The sequence below is a fragment of the Secundilactobacillus paracollinoides DSM 15502 = JCM 11969 genome, assembly GCF_001311135.1.
GTDB lineage: Bacteria > Bacillota > Bacilli > Lactobacillales > Lactobacillaceae > Secundilactobacillus > Secundilactobacillus paracollinoides.
In genome coordinates this window covers 1-18,571 of sequence record NZ_BBAG01000026.1, presented here as the reverse complement: position 1 = coordinate 18,571, position 18,571 = coordinate 1, and the positions used below count along the sequence as shown (strand labels likewise).

Annotated in this window: 16 protein-coding genes and 3 pseudogenes; 11 read left to right on the top strand and 8 right to left on the bottom strand. The window is 47.1% G+C overall.

The annotated features are described in order from the left end of the window. Window positions 1-107 precede the first annotated feature (107 nt). The 3 genes from JCM11969_RS09450 (at window position 108) to JCM11969_RS09440 (ending at window position 2,356) form a co-directional block, all read left to right on the top strand. On the top strand, window positions 108-557 hold the full coding sequence (locus tag JCM11969_RS09450) for a helix-turn-helix domain-containing protein (protein WP_054710774.1): 450 nt from the start codon (window positions 108-110) through the stop codon (window positions 555-557). Window positions 558-889: 332 nt separating this feature from the next. After that, window positions 890-1,450 carry a TetR/AcrR family transcriptional regulator gene (locus JCM11969_RS09445; RefSeq protein ID WP_054710772.1) on the top strand — a complete coding sequence of 187 codons (561 nt, stop codon included), beginning with the start codon at window positions 890-892 and terminating at the stop codon, window positions 1,448-1,450. A gap of 72 nt (window positions 1,451-1,522) precedes the next feature. Next, window positions 1,523-2,356: an oxidoreductase gene (locus JCM11969_RS09440; RefSeq protein WP_054710770.1), complete on the top strand. Its 834-nt coding sequence runs from the start codon at window positions 1,523-1,525 to the stop codon at window positions 2,354-2,356. Window positions 2,357-2,404: 48 nt separating this feature from the next. Here the strand turns inward: JCM11969_RS09440 and JCM11969_RS09435 are convergent, their stop codons facing one another. The 3 genes from JCM11969_RS09435 to JCM11969_RS09425 form a co-directional block, all read right to left on the bottom strand. Next, the gene (locus JCM11969_RS09435; RefSeq protein ID WP_054710768.1) at window positions 2,405-2,926 is read right to left on the bottom strand and encodes a hypothetical protein; all 522 of its coding nucleotides are present in this window, start codon (window positions 2,924-2,926) and stop codon (window positions 2,405-2,407) included. 354 nt (window positions 2,927-3,280) lie between these two features. Then, complete coding sequence (locus JCM11969_RS09430) at window positions 3,281-3,748, bottom strand: NAD(P)H-binding protein (protein ID WP_225353219.1); 468 nt, start codon at window positions 3,746-3,748, stop codon at window positions 3,281-3,283. Window positions 3,749-3,751: 3 nt separating this feature from the next. Continuing rightward, window positions 3,752-4,120 carry a MerR family transcriptional regulator gene (locus JCM11969_RS09425; RefSeq protein ID WP_054710766.1) on the bottom strand — a complete coding sequence of 123 codons (369 nt, stop codon included), beginning with the start codon at window positions 4,118-4,120 and terminating at the stop codon, window positions 3,752-3,754. 180 nt (window positions 4,121-4,300) lie between these two features. Between JCM11969_RS09425 and JCM11969_RS09420 the strand changes: the two genes are divergently transcribed. Further along, window positions 4,301-4,873: a TMEM175 family protein gene (locus tag JCM11969_RS09420; RefSeq protein ID WP_054710764.1), complete on the top strand. Its 573-nt coding sequence runs from the start codon at window positions 4,301-4,303 to the stop codon at window positions 4,871-4,873. 46 nt (window positions 4,874-4,919) lie between these two features. Here the strand turns inward: JCM11969_RS09420 and JCM11969_RS09415 are convergent, their stop codons facing one another. From JCM11969_RS09415 to JCM11969_RS09405, 3 genes are all read right to left on the bottom strand, one after another. Then, a complete protein-coding gene (locus JCM11969_RS09415; protein WP_054710762.1) occupies window positions 4,920-5,522 on the bottom strand; it encodes a hypothetical protein in 603 nt (200 codons plus the stop codon). Window positions 5,523-5,929: 407 nt separating this feature from the next. After that, entirely contained in the window at window positions 5,930-8,065 is a 2,136-nt protein-coding gene (locus tag JCM11969_RS09410; protein ID WP_054710760.1) for a YhgE/Pip domain-containing protein, read from the bottom strand. 596 nt (window positions 8,066-8,661) lie between these two features. Beyond that, window positions 8,662-9,288, bottom strand: a complete 627-nt coding sequence (locus JCM11969_RS09405) for a hypothetical protein (RefSeq protein ID WP_054710758.1) — start codon at window positions 9,286-9,288, stop codon at window positions 8,662-8,664. Window positions 9,289-9,722: 434 nt separating this feature from the next. On the opposite strand from JCM11969_RS09405, the gene JCM11969_RS09400 reads away from it, so the two are divergent. The 3 genes from JCM11969_RS09400 (at window position 9,723) to JCM11969_RS09390 (ending at window position 11,889) form a co-directional block, all read left to right on the top strand. Then, complete coding sequence (locus tag JCM11969_RS09400; RefSeq protein WP_054710756.1) at window positions 9,723-10,226, top strand: YhgE/Pip domain-containing protein; 504 nt, start codon at window positions 9,723-9,725, stop codon at window positions 10,224-10,226. Between the two features lie 111 nt (window positions 10,227-10,337). After that, window positions 10,338-10,979, top strand: a complete 642-nt coding sequence (locus tag JCM11969_RS09395) for a hypothetical protein (protein WP_054710754.1) — start codon at window positions 10,338-10,340, stop codon at window positions 10,977-10,979. After that, window positions 10,927-11,889, top strand: coding sequence for a YhgE/Pip family protein (locus JCM11969_RS09390; RefSeq protein ID WP_162231469.1), 963 nt, complete (start codon window positions 10,927-10,929; stop codon window positions 11,887-11,889). The genes JCM11969_RS09395 and JCM11969_RS09390 overlap by 53 nt, the downstream gene beginning before the upstream one ends. 417 nt (window positions 11,890-12,306) lie before the next feature. Here JCM11969_RS09390 and JCM11969_RS09385 read toward each other — a convergent pair. Then, window positions 12,307-13,016: pseudogene (locus JCM11969_RS09385) on the bottom strand (glycosyltransferase family 2 protein). Window positions 13,017-13,150: 134 nt separating this feature from the next. Here JCM11969_RS09385 and map point away from each other — a divergent pair. From map to JCM11969_RS09365, 4 genes and pseudogenes are all read left to right on the top strand, one after another. Continuing rightward, on the top strand, window positions 13,151-13,942 hold the full coding sequence (map, locus tag JCM11969_RS09380; RefSeq protein WP_054710750.1) for a type I methionyl aminopeptidase: 792 nt from the start codon (window positions 13,151-13,153) through the stop codon (window positions 13,940-13,942). 260 nt (window positions 13,943-14,202) lie between these two features. After that, window positions 14,203-14,664: a PadR family transcriptional regulator gene (locus JCM11969_RS09375; protein WP_263850047.1), complete on the top strand. Its 462-nt coding sequence runs from the start codon at window positions 14,203-14,205 to the stop codon at window positions 14,662-14,664. A gap of 1 nt (window position 14,665) precedes the next feature. Next, window positions 14,666-16,246: pseudogene (locus JCM11969_RS09370) on the top strand (MFS transporter). Between the two features lie 181 nt (window positions 16,247-16,427). Beyond that, the gene (locus JCM11969_RS09365) at window positions 16,428-17,324 is read left to right on the top strand and encodes a DMT family transporter (protein WP_065928572.1); all 897 of its coding nucleotides are present in this window, start codon (window positions 16,428-16,430) and stop codon (window positions 17,322-17,324) included. A 72-nt stretch (window positions 17,325-17,396) separates the two neighbouring features. Here the strand turns inward: JCM11969_RS09365 and JCM11969_RS09360 are convergent. Next, window positions 17,397-18,057: pseudogene (locus JCM11969_RS09360) on the bottom strand (SDR family oxidoreductase). Window positions 18,058-18,571: the final 514 nt, after the last annotated feature.

Sequence of the window (18,571 nt, the reverse complement as noted above, 5' to 3'; positions counted from 1 at the left end):
GAAATAGCACTTAAATCATAAAATGCGCGCAGCAATAGCAGTATGCCACCAGGCAATCGGGCTTTTTCAGCCTACCTTGCGTATACTATTCGGTAGGAGGGAAGACTATGGATTTTAATCGTCAGATCAACACCATTCGAAAACAGCATCATCTCACCCAAGAAGAAATGGCAACTAAACTTCACATCTCGCGGCAGACCATTTCCAGTTGGGAGACAGGGCGGAATTTACCAGATTTAGAAACCGTCGTCACTATCGCTGAAGTCTTTCATGTCACACTAGACACTTTAATTTTAGGAGACCAAACCATGCAAACTAAATTGATCAAAGATGGCAACAAAACCCACCGGGCACGACTCAACCTCGCCGCTGCTGTAACTTTTTTGATTGGAATCGCCTGTTTCTTATTTGAAACCTTCGTGGCACCGAGTTGGATCGGGTCAAACGGGATCCTGCACGAACCCTTTTTCTTCCTGTTACCGGTGGGCTACTTATGCTTATTAGTGGCAATCATTATTCTCGGTTTTAGCATCGTTCATCGCTTGCGGCACAAGTGATTTACTCGTGTATAGTCATTATCATTGCAGCGTGCAATGGCCAGTCGCCACTTAGATTGATAGTGATCCAAGTGGCGATTTTAGTGTCCACTTTTCTTTTACATCGCAGGTCATGATGATACACGAACGCTTATTGGTAACCTATAGACCAGAATGTTGCATCACTCCCCCATCAGCAATAAAAGGCCTCTTTTTAAAATTAGGCATATAAGCCAAAATTCCTTTTGTAATGCACCTTAGACTAACTTCGTTTTATTTCCCAGGAAATTTTTTGAGGTTAATTGTTGACAATAACTGAACGTTCAGTTATATTAGCAACATGCGAAAAAGATATGGATAAAGTTGCTGCCGTCAAACAGGCCGTTTACGATATCACCATCAATGAAGGCTATCAAAATTTAAGCATGTCCAAAATTGCAAAGAAAGCGGGTGTCTCACAAGCCACTATTTATCTCACTTATGCAAGTAAGGAAGAAATGCTGACCTCAATGTACGTTGAGGCTAGGGACATCTTAGATAGCCAGACGAAGGTCGATACCAGCCCTGACGTTGACGTCGAAGCCGAACTCAAGCGGATGTTTACGCACTATGTTGAAACGTTACTATCGCATCCTGATCAAGCCTTCTTCATGGACGCTGTAAACAACACCCCGGAACTGATTGAACAAAACGTCTACCAAAAAATGTTGCACAACAACGACGACATTCTCGCGTTGATCAAGTTAGGGAAAGATAGCGGCAAGATTGCCGATATCCCCTTCCCGATGATCGTTTCATTTACGTTTAACGCCCTCAATTCATGGATGAAGGCCAACTACGGCCACCATGTTGATCCCGATGACGCGCAAATTAGGACTGCTGTTAATCTATGTTGGAAAGTCATTAAAGCCTAGTTTTGGATTAGGCTTTTCATTTTTAAGGTTTTATAACTGAACGTTCACTATTTAAAAAGGAGAAATAATTTTATGAAAACTGCTATTGTTACTGGTGCATCCGCTGGAATTGGTAAAGCAACTGCCCAACTATTGAATCGACAAGGCTATACCGTGTTTGCTGGTGCCCGTCGTGTTGAAAAAATGCAGGATCTCGCTGACGCTGGCATTCACGTTCACGCGTTAGATGTGACTGACCAGGCCTCAAATCAGGCCTTTGTCAGCGACGTCCTCGCTCAAAGCGGCACGATTGATGTCATTGTTAACTCTGCTGGTTACAGCGCTCAGGGTGCCTTAGAAGACGTTTCACCGGAAGAAGCCAAACGCCAATTTGATGTGAACGTCTTTGGACTGATGAATCTAACACAACTTGTGCTACCCGCAATGCGTCATCAGCACGCAGGTAAGGTCATCAATATTTCATCCGTCGGCGGTCAAATTTACTCCCCGCTTGCTGGCTGGTATTACGCTTCAAAGCACGCATTGGAAGCATTAAGCGACACGCTGCGCATGGAAGTGAAACGTTTTGGCATCGATGTCATCATCGTTGAACCAAGCGGTACAAAAACGGAATGGGGCGGTATTGCCACCAAGAAACTCTTGGAACAGACACCTGCCAACTCCGCCTACCGGGATATTGTTGACCGCTATGCCAAGAACTCCGGTTTCTCCAACTTCTCAACCACCCCTGATACGATTGCTGAACTTATTTTAACGGCCATTAACGCCCGAAAGCCAAAGACCCGCTACCTGCCCGACCATGCTTCTAATATGTTGGTGATTGCCGCTCGTAAGCTGTCCTACAAGATGTTTGATCGAATGATGTTCCGATCATTGAAGGCGATTATGGCACCGAAGGATAACTAAATGGCGATACAAAAAGACCAGTTCGTTGTGAACTGGTCTTTTTTGACGCTATTTTTTGTAACCCAAGGCATCCATTGCCTTTTGCGAGTTGGCAGTGTAGGAAAAGTTATGGTGTGTTCGCGTTTTGGAGTATGCATCAACGTAACCTTGTCGTTGATACGTCCCTAACACACTGTACTTCTTTGAGCCAATTTTCTTGGTGTAAGTCCAGAAGCCCCAGTCATCCGTAAAACCACCAGGAATTTGCTTATTGATGTTTGGTAACTGATACCAGTAACGGTTTTTGCTAAAGGCATTACTCTTAGTCACATAGAGTTGTTTATAATTTTTAGCTGAAGACGTTAACACAGTCGTTTTTTTAGAAGTCCGTTTGCCTGAATTATTTGCTGTCCACAAAGAAACTGTATGGGTAGTAATCCCCATCACTGAATACGATTTACTTGAACTAGGTTGATACCAAGTCCCCCGCAACTTCGTCGGAATCGTACTATGACTAGAAGCTTGTGCAGTTGTTCCAACAGCGAAAAAAGCCGCCCCTAAAGCAATTGCCCCAATAATCTTATGTTTCATAACACTATCTCCCCTTTCATGAAATCAAACTAATATAGTCATTAGTATAATCCTACAGCAAGTGTGGTAATTAGACCATAGCTAAAAAAGTTGCTAAATCGGGGAACCGGGTGTTTCATATGAAACATTAAACGAATATGCAATGCAACTGATGACTTCAGTCCGCATTAACCTGCTTAAACTAGAGTTTCTTCCCATTTGAAACAGACACGCTTTGATTATGATAATCATCTTTAAATAGCGCGTTAACCGCAGCTCGCGCAAAAGTTGCCCTATTAATCGCAAATTCATCCGGTGCTATTTTCAAATAGTTTGGCGTATGTGTAATGATCTGTGTTTCAGGTCCGTTTTGAATCAGCCAGGACGAAAAATCGTAAAGGACAAGCCCGATTCCTTATACCATTCAAGTTTGTTCAACTGATCTCTCGTATATTCGGGATGTCTGAAACGAACTGTGGATAGGTATGGCAGGTCGCCTGACAAGTATTCGCCGTAAATACCGCCTGCCGATATATCAACAACACGTTGAATTGACGTTTTCGTATCTCGAATTGCCTGAATGAGCAATTGCGTATAGGGTCCTGTTTCAAGCCCACCGATCGAGTTGTAAATATAATCAACATCGTTCAATGCCTTTACATAGTCGTCATACGAGGACCCATCTCCGATAATGACAGTATGCTGTTGCCGTTCATCTCGTGGCAACCGGCTCTCGTTACGGACAAATAAACGCAGTTGATAATCCGAAAATTCTGTTTCCATCAACCGAATAAATGCCTGTGCTGTTGGCGAAGTTGCCCCTAGAACTAAAACAGTTTTCATTCATTATGACTTCCCTTCTAAGTGATCGTACTCGTCTAAGAATTGGTGCAGGTAAGTAATTTGGTCGTGAATTTCAGACTCTTGTTGCACGAGTCGAAAAATATGGTCTTCAACAATTTCGCGGCGTTTTTTCACCGTTTCAAGCTTCCCTTCACCAACCAACTGAGTGAGCTGTTGGATATCCTTAAGCGACATTCCTGAGTCTGTAAACAGCTTCAATTTCGTTAACCAAACAAGATTCGTTTCCGAAAAGTCACGATAACCGTTTGTTGATCGATCAAGGTTTGGTATTAATCCTAGCCGATCATAATAATGAATTTGTGAGACTGTCATACCGACCTTTTTGGCAACTTCATTGGTTGTATAAGTCATCCGGAACCCCTCCTTACGAGTACTTTATTTAACATTACCGAAGTATAAACTATGAAGCTGACTTCATAGCAAGAAAAATTGCTTACTATTATGCAAAGCGATTGTTAGTCCATATGCCAAGTGTTTCGCATTAATAAATCATCATCCCTAGTTTATACTAATAATTGAGGGGTGATACATATGAACAAAGCACGTCTAGAAGCCTTTACTGATGATGTGATCGCCATTGCTGCGACAATTATGGTACTGGAATTGCACACACCAAAGACGGACTCACTGCGCGGGTTATTAACGGATTGGCCCGTACTTTTGTCCTACATTATTAGTTTCACGCTGATTTACATTGTCTGGTATTCACACCACAATGCGTTCAATAAAGCCAAGTTAATTACTACCAAAACGTTTCTCTATAACGGTATGTGGTTATTCACGCTCACGCTGGTGCCGTTCGCGACGGCCTGGGTTGGCGAACATCCTGATGCCGCAGTACCTGAACTGTTCTATCTTGTTATCCTCTTGATCTGGGCGCTGATCTTTCAATTAATGGACGAGCAGATCATTCGCGATAATCCAAAGGTTAAACGAGACGCGTCAAATAATCTTAGAACGCGGATCATTCTGTATGGCGGTTATATTGTCGGCATGATTCTTGCCTTCGTTTGGCCGATTTCTGCGCTGTTTCTTGTTGCGTTGATTACCGTTGTTTTAGCGGTGCAGTTGACGATGGCGCCGGCTACACCTCGACAAGACTAAAAAACTTTCGTTGAGCGACAACTATGTCGTTTTAACGAAAGTTTTTTTAGTCTTCATCCACAATTTCAAACGGTTCACGATTGAGCAACGTGTCTTTCACCAACGATGATTTTCTCATCAACCAAAGTGTGTAGCCTGCGCTGGTAAAAAAGGTCAATGACCAAACTGACCAGCTGCCATGACCAGGGTTAGCCATCGCATATGCAGTCGCTATCGTTTCTAAGGCCTCATTAACGACCAAGTGATACAAATTTGAATTGTTCAAAGTGAGTTGTGAAAAAACGACCTCAAGGCCAAATTCAACGATGATAATAATCACCCAACCTGACAAATAAGCAGTCCCGCCCTTAGCCGTCACTGCATGCGTGTATACAGGCACCTCATCATTATCTTTATTCCGGAAATAATATTTAGCTAAATGCTCTTCCCTAACCTTCGTCCCCTTGGCTTGGTACCAACTAATCATCAGACCAATAGCGGCAATTAGAATCGCCCATGGCACATCTGACCATTGCCATCCGGGAATCGTAGCTAGTTTATACAATGCAAAAACCGGTAAGGCAAGGTACTTGAATCGGTTCACAATACCAAAGTTGAACTGTTGGTAAATGAAATAGACTAGAACGCCTATGTTTATGTATAGTGTCAATCCTCTAACCCCCAAATTTAGGTAATCAATGCACTCCTAAATCAGAGTATACCGCAATGGTATTGGCAAGGTGGGATTGACCTCTTTTTTGATAATTAAGTCAGCGTAATCGAGTTTGTTGTTGTTTAAGTTGTTGTGGATTGTGTGCCATTTTTGAGATTGAATTTGCTATTGATGGCTGGGGAATGTTGCGTAAGCGATTTTGGGCAAAAAAGTCAGGTTCGGACTTTTCTGAATGAAATTTTGCTAAAGACCCGTTTTGCTCTGTGGGTCTCTGTCCTCGAGACTAAACATGCTCCAGAAGGCAAGGGGCTACTGCATAAGCGAGTCTGGTCAAAAAAGTCAGGCCTGGACTTTTCTGACCAGACTCGCTTATGCTCCGCCCCTTAACCGCCTTCTTCCGCACTCTATAGACGCGCCTTCTTCATATCCTCTTCCATCCTAAACACGCGCTTCTCAAACACGCGTCTCAGCACCATGATCACTGTGAAGAACAGGATAAATACCAGCAGCATCAACACATCGTGGCCGACCACCGGCCAGTTTGGCGTTGTCATGACCTCCCTAAAGAGCTGAATGCCATACGTGAACGGCATGAATGGCGCCAGTGCTGCTAGGTCCTTTGGCACGACTTCTAGTGGATACACCCCGCCGGTCCCGAACAATTGGATCAGCATCAGCAGGACGATCACCACCTTTCCGGCATTGCCCAGCATGAAGACGAGATTGAACATGATGATCGTAAACGTCACGCTCACTGCGTAGAACGCCAGTAGGAACAAGAACCAGTGGACCGGTCGCACCCCCAGCAGCATTTCGCCGATAAACGCGAAGGTTGCCTGGAAGAAGCCCATGGTGAGGTAAACGGTTAATTTACCAACGTACGATTCAAACGTGTTTGGCCGGTGCAGGCCATTTTTCTTATCCGGCAAAATGTACTTCCATGCCAGGATGGTCGACAGCAACAGCGACCCGATCCATAGTGCCAATACTGAGTAGAATGGGGTCATCTGCCAGCCGAAATTCTTCATCGGGTAAATTTCCTTGGTCTGTAGCTTGATTGGTGATGACAAGATCGACGACAGATTAGGATCAGTGCCTAGCAGTTTGATAACGGTATCGAGGTTCTTTTCGTTGAGGAAACGCATCTGGCCGTCTAAGGTCTTCAGCGTCGTTTTAATTTTACCTAACCGGGAACTGATATCGCTAGTTTGGGACGTTGTGATACTCCCAGCGTTGGCCATGGCCTTTAACTCTGGCAGCACTGACTTCATTGATGAAACGACCTGGCTGTTGCCGTTGAGATTACTGTTCAATGTATTATTTAGGCTGTCGAGCGCCGGGCTAGTTGTTGCGTTAAAGTCTGTGTACGCGTTGTCCAAGTCTGTGTTTAACGTGTTTGCGCCAGCCTTTAACTGTTTCACGAGCGCCTGCTGTTTTGAACTAGCACCCGTAGTCTTCAACTTTTTGACTATCGACTTTTGTTTGTTCACATTTTGTTTTGCGGTACTGATCGACTTGATCAGCGACGTCGTGGTGTTGTTTGGAATGAAATTATTCAGGATATCCAGCACCCGCAGATTGTCGCTCAGTGTGTCGTTGATACCGTTTAACAGTGAGGTTGTCGTTGCCGTAGTTCTCGTCAGCGTCGTACCGGAAATCTTCCCCGATGGTAAAGCGTTGACGGTATTCTGCAGTTTTGTCCCCTGCGTCTGCAACGCGTTGATGCCATCCGCCAAGTTCGATTTCAGTGAACTATTCAGTTTCTGCGTCGAACTGTTCAAGGATTTGGTACTGGAAATGTCATCCTGCAGGTCATCGATCTGACTGGAAATGACCGGAATGTTAGTCTTCACTTCCTGCAACGCGGCCTTGGTCTTCACGTTTGTTTTGTTGACGTTCGCCAGCGTCGTCTGCGTCTTGTTGATCGTCTTGATGGCATCCGTCAGTGAACTGCGAACTTGCAGGATCTCTGGCTTCTTGTCCTGAATTTGCTCGCCGGCAAGATTGGCGACCTGGAGAATCTCCTTGGTGCTCGTTTTAATAAAATTCTGGCGAATCGTGTCAGTCAGCGTATCCTTGGCTTGCCCAATGATCTTGGTTGCTGCAGGATTGAGTTTCTCGTTTGATTTATAGATGACGTTGGGTTTCTGCGGGTCACTGGTCGTAAACGTGGCCAGCTTAGACGAAAAGTCGTCTGGAATCTCGATCATGGCGTAATACTGACCATTTTCCAACCCGTTGTTCGCCGCCCAGTCGTTCGTGATCACCCAGTGAATCGCGTGATTTTTACGCAACTGCTTAATGATCCGGTCACCGACGTTAAACGACTGTCCTTTAAGCGCCCCCCCTTCATCGCTGTTCACCACGGCAATTTCCAGCCGACTGGTATTTTTGGGCGAATAGGGATTCCAAGAAACTTGAATGTTGAGCACCGCGTAAAACATGGGAATAAGGGCAAATGCCAGCAACGTGATCCAGATGGCACGACGGTGGAAGATGTTATGAAAATCTTTTTTGATGAGATTAAAAATGTTGTGCATGAGGACCTCCGAGAGTGTGTAAAAAGGTGTTTAAAGGCTGTCGTACCGTGCTGAGGGGCTTTGAGCGTTATCAGGTCGCTTCGTTGCGATACTTGTGTTAGTCATCATAGATTGTTAGTCTTCATAAACGCTGTCATGAAACCTGTTGACCAATCGTTACCGGGTCCAAGCCCATTGCCAAAAGCATTGCTGTCAATGGGCTTACCGCAGTCGAGAGCGGATTCTCTTCGAACTCGATTTAACGCTATTGTGATGCTTAACCGATGGTAAAAAGTAAGCGCAACGTCAGTGGAATGCAGCAATTTGGCACGGAGCTGTGGTGTCGATGTCACTTAATGGTCGTTCTTTGACCATTTAGTGACATGCGAGACGACTGAGATCCACTCGAGAGCTGCGCAGCAGAAATCGAGTTAGCTCAGTCGCGAGCCACCACACGGAGTGCCAAATTGCGGAATGCAACGGACTATCACCTGCCAGGCCACCTTGCTGAACACGTTTAGGCTAGATAACATAGAAAGACACTAAATAAAACAAACGAAAGCATCGCCCCAAAACTCTCTGGTCTCAAGACAACGCTTAGGTAAGTTGCTGTTTAATTAAGACGCACTCGAAATTTGGCTGAGCAATAAGTTGATCAGCGAGCTAGAATTCGTGGTCAGACCGTGAAGTGCCGTGGTTAAATTATACAGATTCGTAATGCCGGTACTGAAATCACTTTGCAGAATCGAAATAATTTCCTTCACCTTGGCAATGTCTGAACTGTTCGTCAGGCTATTTTGCAACGTGGTCAGATCCGATGTCAACGTGGTTAGCGTCGTGTTGCTGTTGCTGCCAAGTGTCTTCAATAAGGAAACGATTTGGTTATGCGTGCTGGTGGTCGTTGAGTCGATCAAGCCAATCAGTTCGTTAAACTGTTTCAGTTTTGAACTTGTGTCAATGATCCGCACAAGATGACCGCGCCAGATCCATCCCTTAACCTTGCCGTTGCCATTCTTCACATAGTAGTAAACGGCTTTATTACCATTCGACTTACGCACCGTATCTGACTTGGTAGCGTAGAAGGTCGTCAACGGATAGTTATCAGCGTTATGGGCCTTCTTGGTCAAATGAGCGGACGTGTATAAATACCCGCTAGTAGCGTGGTATGGCGTCTTGGTCAGCGTTCTAGTCGACAGGATTGTAGCAGACTTCGTTTTCGCATCCGCCTGATTTGTGGTGGTCACCAGAAACAGGTCACCAGAAACAGGTCACCAGAAACAGGATACTGGTCAGGAGGGCAACAAGTAGGACTGGCTTCTTCATAAATAAAACTCCTTTTAAAATTTGAATAGTCAAGTTATTATAGATAAGTTCCGCAAAAAAATAAAGGTCATTTTTATTGGGTCAATGGGACACAAGTATACCACCAAAACCGGTCTTTTCTGGCATGGTCACGGTCATGAACCCTTGAATTGTCAAAAACACAATTGCTAAAAAGTGCGCCATCGTGCGTTTTTAACCATTATTTAGTACAATTATATAGCAAATGTTTGATTTATTGAATCATAACAGGTGTTGACCCCCATTCATCGCGTATTTGAATTTACCGCAGGACTAACCTAAACTATTTAGGAAGCGCCAAAATCGTTACCGTCGTCACTTATATAGGGAGAAATTAATGTCAAACGTCAAAGCAATTTATCAACGTGATCTACGGGCGCTGTTTTCGTCGCCGTTTGTGATCATCACATTCCTGGCTCTGTGCATTCTGCCGAGCCTCTATACCCTGATCAACGTACGGGCCATCTGGAATCCGTATGATACATCAGAAATTAAAAATATCCCCGTTGCCGTGGTGAACAAGGATCAGGGCGCCACACTCGCTGGACAAAAACTCAACGTCGGCCAAACGGTGGTTAAGACCTTGAAAAATGACCACCAGCTGAATTGGAAATTTGCGTCCGCGAAGACCGCCACGACTAAATTACGCAGCGGCCAGTACTACGCGGAGATCGTGATCCCGAAAAACTTTTCAAAATCGCTCTCCAGTATCGCGGGCAGTCACGCGCATAAGGCCAAACTGGTCTACCGGGCGAATAGCCGTGACAGTCCCATGGGCGGCAAGATTACTGAAACGGCCGCAAAAACGCTGGTCAATCAGGTGCAAACCACTTTTCTATAAACCGTCAATACCACCATTTTCAGCAAATTAAACATCCTTGGTAACAAGGCTCAGAGCCAAAGCGCAGAAATTCTGGAATTAAAGGACTGGATCATCACTCTGAGCAACAGTATGAGTCTCGCAACCGGTGCGATGAGTGAGATCAGCCAGACATCCACAAATATGGCATCGATTCTAACCGGACTAAAGCCCGTGATGACGGCTTCTCAAAACGTGGATGTGCTACAAACCACGAACACTGAAACCATCTCATCCCTGCGTTCGGTACAAAAAACGATCAACAAAGCCTTTACCAGTTTAAACACCAACCTATCAAGCGCTAATGCCGGGGCGTCACGGCTTAATCACACCCTGAACCAGTTAAATTCAGAAGTGAGCTCAGGCAGTCGCAGTACCGTCAGCACCACGTTAAATCGCGCCATCTCACAGGTCGATCTGTTAAAGGGTCAGATCACCCCACTGCAATCATTTTTGAAGAGTGTCAACGGGCAGGCTAAGCTCCAAGGCTTGACCGGTCTCAATAACACCCTGGGTAACGCGGTCTCTCTCCTAAATGCCACGAAGACCCAGCTGAAATCTCTCAAATCAACGCTGAACACCACTGGTAAATTAACAAGCGGCGACATTCAGCTGCTCACTCACGAACACGCGGCAGATCTCAAGCAACCTAAGTTCCGCGCTGACACAGTACAACACCTCAGTGAAGGGCCATTTAGACAGTATCAGCACGCATTTGATCTATGCAGTGACTAAGTCGCAAACCATTCTAAGCGAGCTTCAGCAGGCTAAGGGCATCAATCAGGACTATCTGAACAATGCGATTCAAGGTAACAAACTGATTGCTTCCAGCAGCGCTGCCCTCAACAGCAAACTCACCAGTTATCAAGACGACATTTCCAACATTGCCAATCAACTCAAACTGACTAGCGACAGCGATATCGTTTCAATTATCACGGTCCTGCAGAACAACCCGAAGACCATGGGCCACACGCTGGTCTCGCTGTTCAACGTCAAGGACGAAAGCATCTACAAGGTCAGCACGTTCGGTGCGGCCTTCCTACCCACCTACATCACCCTGTCGATCTGGGTCGGTTGCACAATGCTGGTCATGGTCCTTCACACCAAGATTCCACGAGAGAACCGCCGCTTCAAAAACATGACGGTGCATGAAGAATACTTTGGCAAAATGCTGACGTTTGGCACGGTCTCATTGATTCAAACGGCCGTCATCATCTTCAGCTCGGTATTGTTGCTGCACGTCCAGGTGGAAAGCCTGTTCATCATGCTGCTGTTCGGGTTCCTCACTTCAATCCTATTCACAACGATTGTGTACACCCTGGCATCGACCTTTGGGAACTTAGGAAAAGCGGTGGTCATCTTCCTGGTGGCCCTCCAGTTAGCCGGTTCCGGGGCACTCTACCCGATCCAATTGAACCCAGCCTTCTTCCGCGCCGTCTACCACCTCTTCCCGTTCGCATACAGTGTGGGCGGCTTTAGAGAAGCAGTCGGCGGGCCAAATATGGTGACGGTCTTCACGGACGCCTTTGCGTTACTGCTGATGATCGGCGTGACACTGCTGCTGGGCTACTTCTTGAAGGCTAGGCTGCAGCGGTTTACACGGCGGATTTTGTCTGATTTTAGTAATAGTGGGATCGGGCAGTAGAGCGTGGAGCAAGGCGTTTTGAGGGCGGAGTGTAAGCGACTCTGGTCAGAAAAGTCCGGTCCTGACTTTTTTGACCAGAGTCGCTTACACAGGAGCCCTCAGCCTTGCGGAACGCGTTTAGTCTATGTAACAAGGGAGAACAGTTGCCAGATCACTTTGACTGCAAAACCCATGATAGAAAACAACAATCCATAATAAAAGACCCATACAAAACGGAGACAATCGTTTGATGGGTCTTTTTAATCGGTGTAAAACAGGATGGTTGAGCTTTAGGCAGCTACTTTCTAGGCAACCGTGCCGAAACGAGCTTCGGAAAACTGAAAGCTGCATGTAAGCCAACTCTGACACAAATGCCAAGCCCAGGCATTTCTGCCAGAGTTGGCTTACACTCCGCTTCCTACCGTTTTCCTCCGCTCTCTACTTAATCAAATCCCCCAACTCATAAATCCGCTCAAACACCACCGGTTCCTGCGCGCGGTTCACCGTGTGGATCGTACTATCCGGTCGATTACGCTTCGTATACAGTACCTCAGGCACATAGATGTACCGACCCGGCGTCTTAGCCACAAAGGTTGCCGTAAATAGGTAATCTTCCGCAATGTGCAACGTCGTATCACATCTAATTTTGTTGGCGTCCAGCGCTTTCTTGCTAAACGCTTTGTTCCACACATACCCGCCCACTTCGGTGCCGTGATTGGAGACCTGAGTAAACATATCCTTTTGATCCAGCACAACAAATTCGTGGGACTCTCGTGTTGAGCGCCGGTGCCAATCATAGCCGACCGCCGACAGCACTGCATCTTGATCCAGTCCCTGGGACAGGCGTTCAACGAAGGTCGCTTGATCATATCATCGCCATCGACAAACGCGATGCCATCCCCTGTTGCGTGATCAATGCCGAAGTTACGGGCAAATGAGACACCCTGATGCGGAAGTTGTTCCACGTGAAACATCGGGATGCCGCGTGCAAAATCCGCCAGCGTTTCTGCCGTGCCATCCGTCGACCCATCATCCACTAACCAAGCTTCAAAATCCACTGTCTGTTCTTTCAGATCTGCCAACATCGCCTTCACGTAAGCACCTAAATTATAAGTTGGCACAACAACTGTCATTTTCATCGTGATCACCTCGTTTTTGCGGCCTATTATCCCCCGAAAATTGACATTATCAACCGATTAGCTTGTACCATTTAGCACGAATTTCCAGCCGTGAACAACTGTGGTAAACTTAACCTAACTTAACTTGTAGGAGCAAACAGACAATGATCACATTAAAATCACCTCGCGAAATCGAAGGCATGGAAAAAGCCGGCGCCATTCTGGCTGGCATGCACCGTGCCCTTCGCGATGTTATCAAGCCCGGCATCACCAGCTGGGACATCGAAAAATTCAGTTTAAAATATATCGAGGACCACGACGCAACCCCTGAAGAAAAAGGGGTCGAAGGCTATAAGTATGCGACCTGCGTCTCCATCAACGATGAAGTGGCACACACCATGCCACGCAAGGGCCTATTGCTGAAAGACGGCGATGTTGTGGCGGTCGACACCGTTGTGAACTGGCACGGGTACCTTGCAGATTCTTGCTGGACCTACGCTTGTGGCCAACTGTCTCCAGAACGTCAAGCGTTGATGGACGACACGCTAAAGGCGCTTTATCTGGGAATCCAACAGGCCGTCGTCGGCAACCGGGTCGGCGATATTGGTGATGCAATTGACAGCTACGTGACGTCAAAGGGCTACGGTAACGTTAAGGCGCTCATTGGTCACGGCATTCAGCCAACCATGCACGAGAGTCCAGACGTGCCCGCCTATGGTGAAGCAGGCCGCGGGCCACGGTTGAAGGCCGGCATGACCATCTGCATCGAACCGATGATCACCACGGGCAGCTCCGACATTGTGGCAAAACAAGATCCTGGCGATGACTGGGAATTCTATGTGACGGACGATGGTTCAGACTGTGCCCAGTTTGAACACACCATTGCAATTACTGAAGATGGCCCGAAGATCTTGACGAGCCAGGATGCAGCGATGGACGCAAAGTACCTAAGCTAATTGAATGTAACGCCAACTAACGGCGACAAAGTATCTCCACTCGAGATGCCTTGTCTCCGTTTTTCATTAGCTGTTTTCATTTGAAGATACTTTTCAGAAAATAATAAAAAACACTTGCACTATATGTCGTCACGACCTATACTAGGAAAGTTGCAATTTTCAGTAACGGAGGCCGATATGTACGAATTATTAATTTTGATTATGCTCTCATCCGTGATATGTCGGGTTATAAACTTTGTCAGGTCCTCGGCGGGTCACTGGTGCCGCGGCGCAATATTTCTAACGGGGTCATGTACCCGCTGCTCAATAAAATGGCGGCGGCTGGTTACATTACCCTGGCGCATGAAAACGATAGCCCGCGGGCTAAGAAAATTGCCCACATTACCGACGCCGGTCGTGACCGGCTTCAAGACCTGATGAGTCAACCGATCGAAATGGATGCTAAACGTGAATCCATGTTTCGTTTCAAACTTCGGGGCCTCGGAACCGTTACACCTGCTGAACGCGCGCAGATCTTAGCTGATTACAAGGCTGCTGTCGATACTGACCGAGCTAGTTTTGATGCCACCTACCACCATTTGACGGATAAGCTGGCATCTGAAATTACGGATAAAACCGTTTTGGCCTGGTCGCTGCGGTCGCTTGAACTCAGCATGTCAATTTGCGACACTAAGCTGGCCTGGATCACCCAGTGCCAAGAAGAATTACAGGGGGAACTTTAACATGCAAGAAAAAACAAAAACCACCACCGCCCAATGGATCGCATTGGGCGCCATGGGATTAGGGGTCTTCATGGGGTTGCTGGACGTCACCGTTGTGAACGTGGCGCTGCCAACTATGGTGAAGTCATTTAACACGACCTTTACGAACCTGCAGTGGGTGCTGAACGCCTACACGCTGGTATACGCTGTTTCACTCTTAATTATGTCAAAACTTGGCGATATGTTCGGCCGTAAGAAGATTTTTCTTGCCTCAATGATCGTTTTCGTCATCGCTTCGGCCGTCAACGGGATGGCCAGCAGTCTATTAATGCTCGATATCAGCCGTGGGGTGCAAGCCATTGGCGGTTCTGGGATGATGACCCTCTCCATGGCACTGGTGGCCTCCAACTTTGATGGCCGTGCCCGCGGGACAGCGCTTGGGATCCTCGGTTCCATCATCGGGTTATCCAGTGCTTCCGGGCCGCTGATCGGCGGTTACCTGGTTGAACATTTCGGTTGGGAATCCATCTTCTACGTCAACGTCCCATTCGGCATTGTTGCCGTCATTCTCACCATCATTTACGTGAAAGAAACCCCAAGTTACGGGAAAAATCAAAAGATCGATTTTATTGGCATGATCCTATCCACAGTCAGCCTGTTTGCGATTGTTTACGGCCTGATCGTCAAGGAAGGCCACACGCACTGGGCCTGGACTGACGGTCGCGTTGCCGGCTGGCTCGTTGGCGGTATCGTTGCCTGATCATCTTCATTTTCGCAGAATCAAAGATCAAGGAACCAATGGTCAACCTCAAGATGTTCAAAAGCGCCCACTTTGTTGGATCGTGATCGTCGCCTTTACGTTGGGTGCCGGCATCTACTCTTACAACACATTCCTGACCGCCTTAATGCAAAACTATATTGGCTACTCCGCCATCCAAACTGGGGTGCGGCAACTCACCATCAGTGTCTGGTCATTAATTTTGGGACCCATTACCGGCATCCTCAGTGCCCGGTATTCCAAGAAGTGGATGATTATCCTCAGCATGTTCCTGGGTGGGATCGGTTTCCTGCTGTTGGCCAACGCTATCGGTCCCAACGTCAGCTTCGTTGATCTATGGCCTGGCATGGTCCTCATGGGGATCACCAATGGGATGGTCAACCCACTCCTGAACACCGCTGGTCTGGAAGGGATCGCCCCTCAAGAAATGGGAATGGCATCCGGCTTATTGAACGTTTTCCGGCAAATCGGGATCACCGTTGGGGTCGTTGGCTTAGGCTGATTCAAGATTCCCGTTACGAATCCTACCTCAATGCCCATTTAAGCAGCATCAACATGCCAACACAAGCCTACCACGGCTTAAAGGACGCGCTGATCACTGCCGGTCCATTCTCTGGCCACAACATCGCCTTCTCTGCGCGGTTGAGCCACATGCCATTTGCGCAGGACTTCCAACGCATTGTTGTCCACGCTTACGATAACGGAACGGCTGCTGTGTCAGTTGGCGCCGCAATCATCGCGATCGTTGGCGGTTTGGCTGCTGCGTTGCTGTTGCGGAACCAAGAAAAGTCTACTGAGATTACGGATACTAGCGAGAACCACTAATTAAAAAAGGCTCAGGCAAAATTAGTGTCTGGGTCTTTTTTAATTACCACAAAAGGCTTATACACAGCAAAATGCATAAAACTAAATATTTATCCATATTCTACTCATTTATGCTGGTAATCCCCACCATATCAATGCTATCATGGTTTGGTGACAATCAAAGAAAGCGAGGGGCGCCATCATGAGTATATCCAAAGGAAGGGCCAACGTGATGTTGCTGGTCGCCGCCGTCATTTGGGGTGCCGGTTACCTATTTTCCAAACAGGCGACGAACGCTGGGATGCAAGCCGGGACGATCAACGCTATTCGGGGACTGATCTACGCTGGACTAGCGTACCTGGTCTTCCACAAAGCCATCAACCACATGAGTTGGGTGGACTTTCGCGTTGGCTTAACGGCCGGCATTATTAACTTTTTAGGCTTTCAATTTCAAACCATGGGCTTGATGCATACAACGCCGGCCAATAACGCATTTTTAACAGCCATTTATGTTGTGATGATTCCCATCATCATGTTCGTTTTCTTTCACAAACGACCTGAACTTAAAACGTATCCCGCAATTATTATCTGTATGGTTGGCATGATGTTTCTCACCGGTATCGTTGACCACGGCGTTTCGCTGCACATTGGCGATTTACTGACCATCGTCTCGGCACTCTTCTACGCACTGCAAATCGTGTACTTCAGCCTGCCTGCAACCGATATGAATCCCTGGGTTCTCTCCTTTATGCTAGGTATCACTCAGGGTGTATTCGGCCTGATCTACGCCCTCATTTTTGAGCGTGGGTCCTTCTCCGGCATTAACTGGCAAGCGGGGATCCTGCCCGTTATCATCCTCGGAATCTTCTCCTCATTCGGTGCCCAGACCCTGCAAGTTGTCGGCCAGCGCTTTACCGATGCCACACCAGCCGGTATCATTTTAATGACAGAATCCATGTTTGGCAGTATCTTCTCCGTTGTGTTTGGGTTTGAACCCTTCACCAACGACCTGTTGATCGGCGGCGTCCTTATCATGATTGCCCTGCTCGTTATGCAGCTGAACTTCCGAAAAATGTGGCCGCGCAAGCAACCCGAATAGAAAAAAGTCCCTGACATGTGGTATGTCGATGGACTTTTTTGTAGGCTTCACCAGTTGGAGCCCACTGATCATCTATTTTGCTGCGGCATCAATTGCTGACTGGATAGCCGTCTTGCCACCGGTAAAACTGATCGTTTGTTTAACCGTCTGATCATCATGTAACACGGCAACCGCAACTGCAGCCACATCATCACGGCTCACTGTTTTAGCACCGTTATCCAACTTATCGCTGGCATTGATGGTGATTTTACCCGTTCCGGAATCGTCACTCAACGTTGACGGCCGCAAGATCGTGTAATCGAGAGCTGTATCATGGATCAACCAGTGGTCAGCATAGAACTTAGCGGCGTAGTATGGCCGAATCGCATCCGCAGGTTGCCCGACTGCTCGTGCCCATTGCGCTGACCATAACAAAGCGTTTGATGCCAGCTTGTTCCGTTGCTTGCATGGCCTTAACCGCACCATCCAGGTCGATCAACATCGTGCGGTCATAACCACCGCCACCGGCACCAGCACTGAAAACGACCGCGTCAACGCCGGCCATTTGGGCGCTGAGTGCCGCTACAGTGGTTTGCTGAATATCTAATAAAATCGGGGTAATGTGTTCGCCGTTAAATGTGCTGAACTGCGCTTCATCACGCAACCCGGCCAAAACGTTATCACCCTTATCATTTAACTGATTCACAATGCGTTGCCCTACCCGACCGTGGGCACCAATAACTAAAATTTTCATGATGTTGTCTCCCTTGCTGTAAATTAGCTTATCGGTTTTAGTATAACGATAAGTGATAAGGACAACAATTAATCTGAATCGGGGTCAGGATGGATTGGGGGTGACATCACCTAAAATTTTTGAAAGGTGTCTTCTAGCGACCGTGCCGAAACGAGTGCCACAAACCAATGACTTGCACAGAAGCGGACTATGTTACAAAATCCAAACCGGGATTTTATAACATAGTCCGCTTCTGCTCCAGTCTTTAACCGGTTTGTTCTGCTCTCTATGCATTATTCTCATGTAAGAAGTTCAAAATTTCGCGGTGCAGATCAGTCAAAGCCGTGGCTTCAATTGGGTAGTGTGACCCGTTCCGCAGCGTTGTCCGTGTTACCTTTACCTTGGTGATCTTGTCCAAGAATGGGTCAATAAGACTGGGCACACATCGAAGTTTTCTGGTTCGATGTCTGGGGCATACGTCATGTAGGTGTTCATGAACCGCATTGAGACCTTGTTGCCGCCAGATGTCTTGTCG

Coding starts and splice junctions, on each gene's coding strand:
- JCM11969_RS09450 (WP_054710774.1), top strand. CDS start 108: ATGGATTTTAATCGTCAGATCAACACCATTCGAAAACAGCATCATCTC.
- JCM11969_RS09445 (WP_054710772.1), top strand. CDS start 890: ATGGATAAAGTTGCTGCCGTCAAACAGGCCGTTTACGATATCACCATC.
- JCM11969_RS09440 (WP_054710770.1), top strand. CDS start 1,523: ATGAAAACTGCTATTGTTACTGGTGCATCCGCTGGAATTGGTAAAGCA.
- JCM11969_RS09435 (WP_054710768.1), bottom strand. CDS start 2,926: ATGAAACATAAGATTATTGGGGCAATTGCTTTAGGGGCGGCTTTTTTC.
- JCM11969_RS09430 (WP_225353219.1), bottom strand. CDS start 3,748: ATGAAAACTGTTTTAGTTCTAGGGGCAACTTCGCCAACAGCACAGGCA.
- JCM11969_RS09425 (WP_054710766.1), bottom strand. CDS start 4,120: ATGACTTATACAACCAATGAAGTTGCCAAAAAGGTCGGTATGACAGTC.
- JCM11969_RS09420 (WP_054710764.1), top strand. CDS start 4,301: ATGAACAAAGCACGTCTAGAAGCCTTTACTGATGATGTGATCGCCATT.
- JCM11969_RS09410 (WP_054710760.1), bottom strand. CDS start 8,065: ATGCACAACATTTTTAATCTCATCAAAAAAGATTTTCATAACATCTTC.
- JCM11969_RS09400 (WP_054710756.1), top strand. CDS start 9,723: ATGTCAAACGTCAAAGCAATTTATCAACGTGATCTACGGGCGCTGTTT.
- JCM11969_RS09395 (WP_054710754.1), top strand. CDS start 10,338: ATGAGTCTCGCAACCGGTGCGATGAGTGAGATCAGCCAGACATCCACA.
- map (WP_054710750.1), top strand. CDS start 13,151: ATGATCACATTAAAATCACCTCGCGAAATCGAAGGCATGGAAAAAGCC.
- JCM11969_RS09365 (WP_065928572.1), top strand. CDS start 16,428: ATGAGTATATCCAAAGGAAGGGCCAACGTGATGTTGCTGGTCGCCGCC.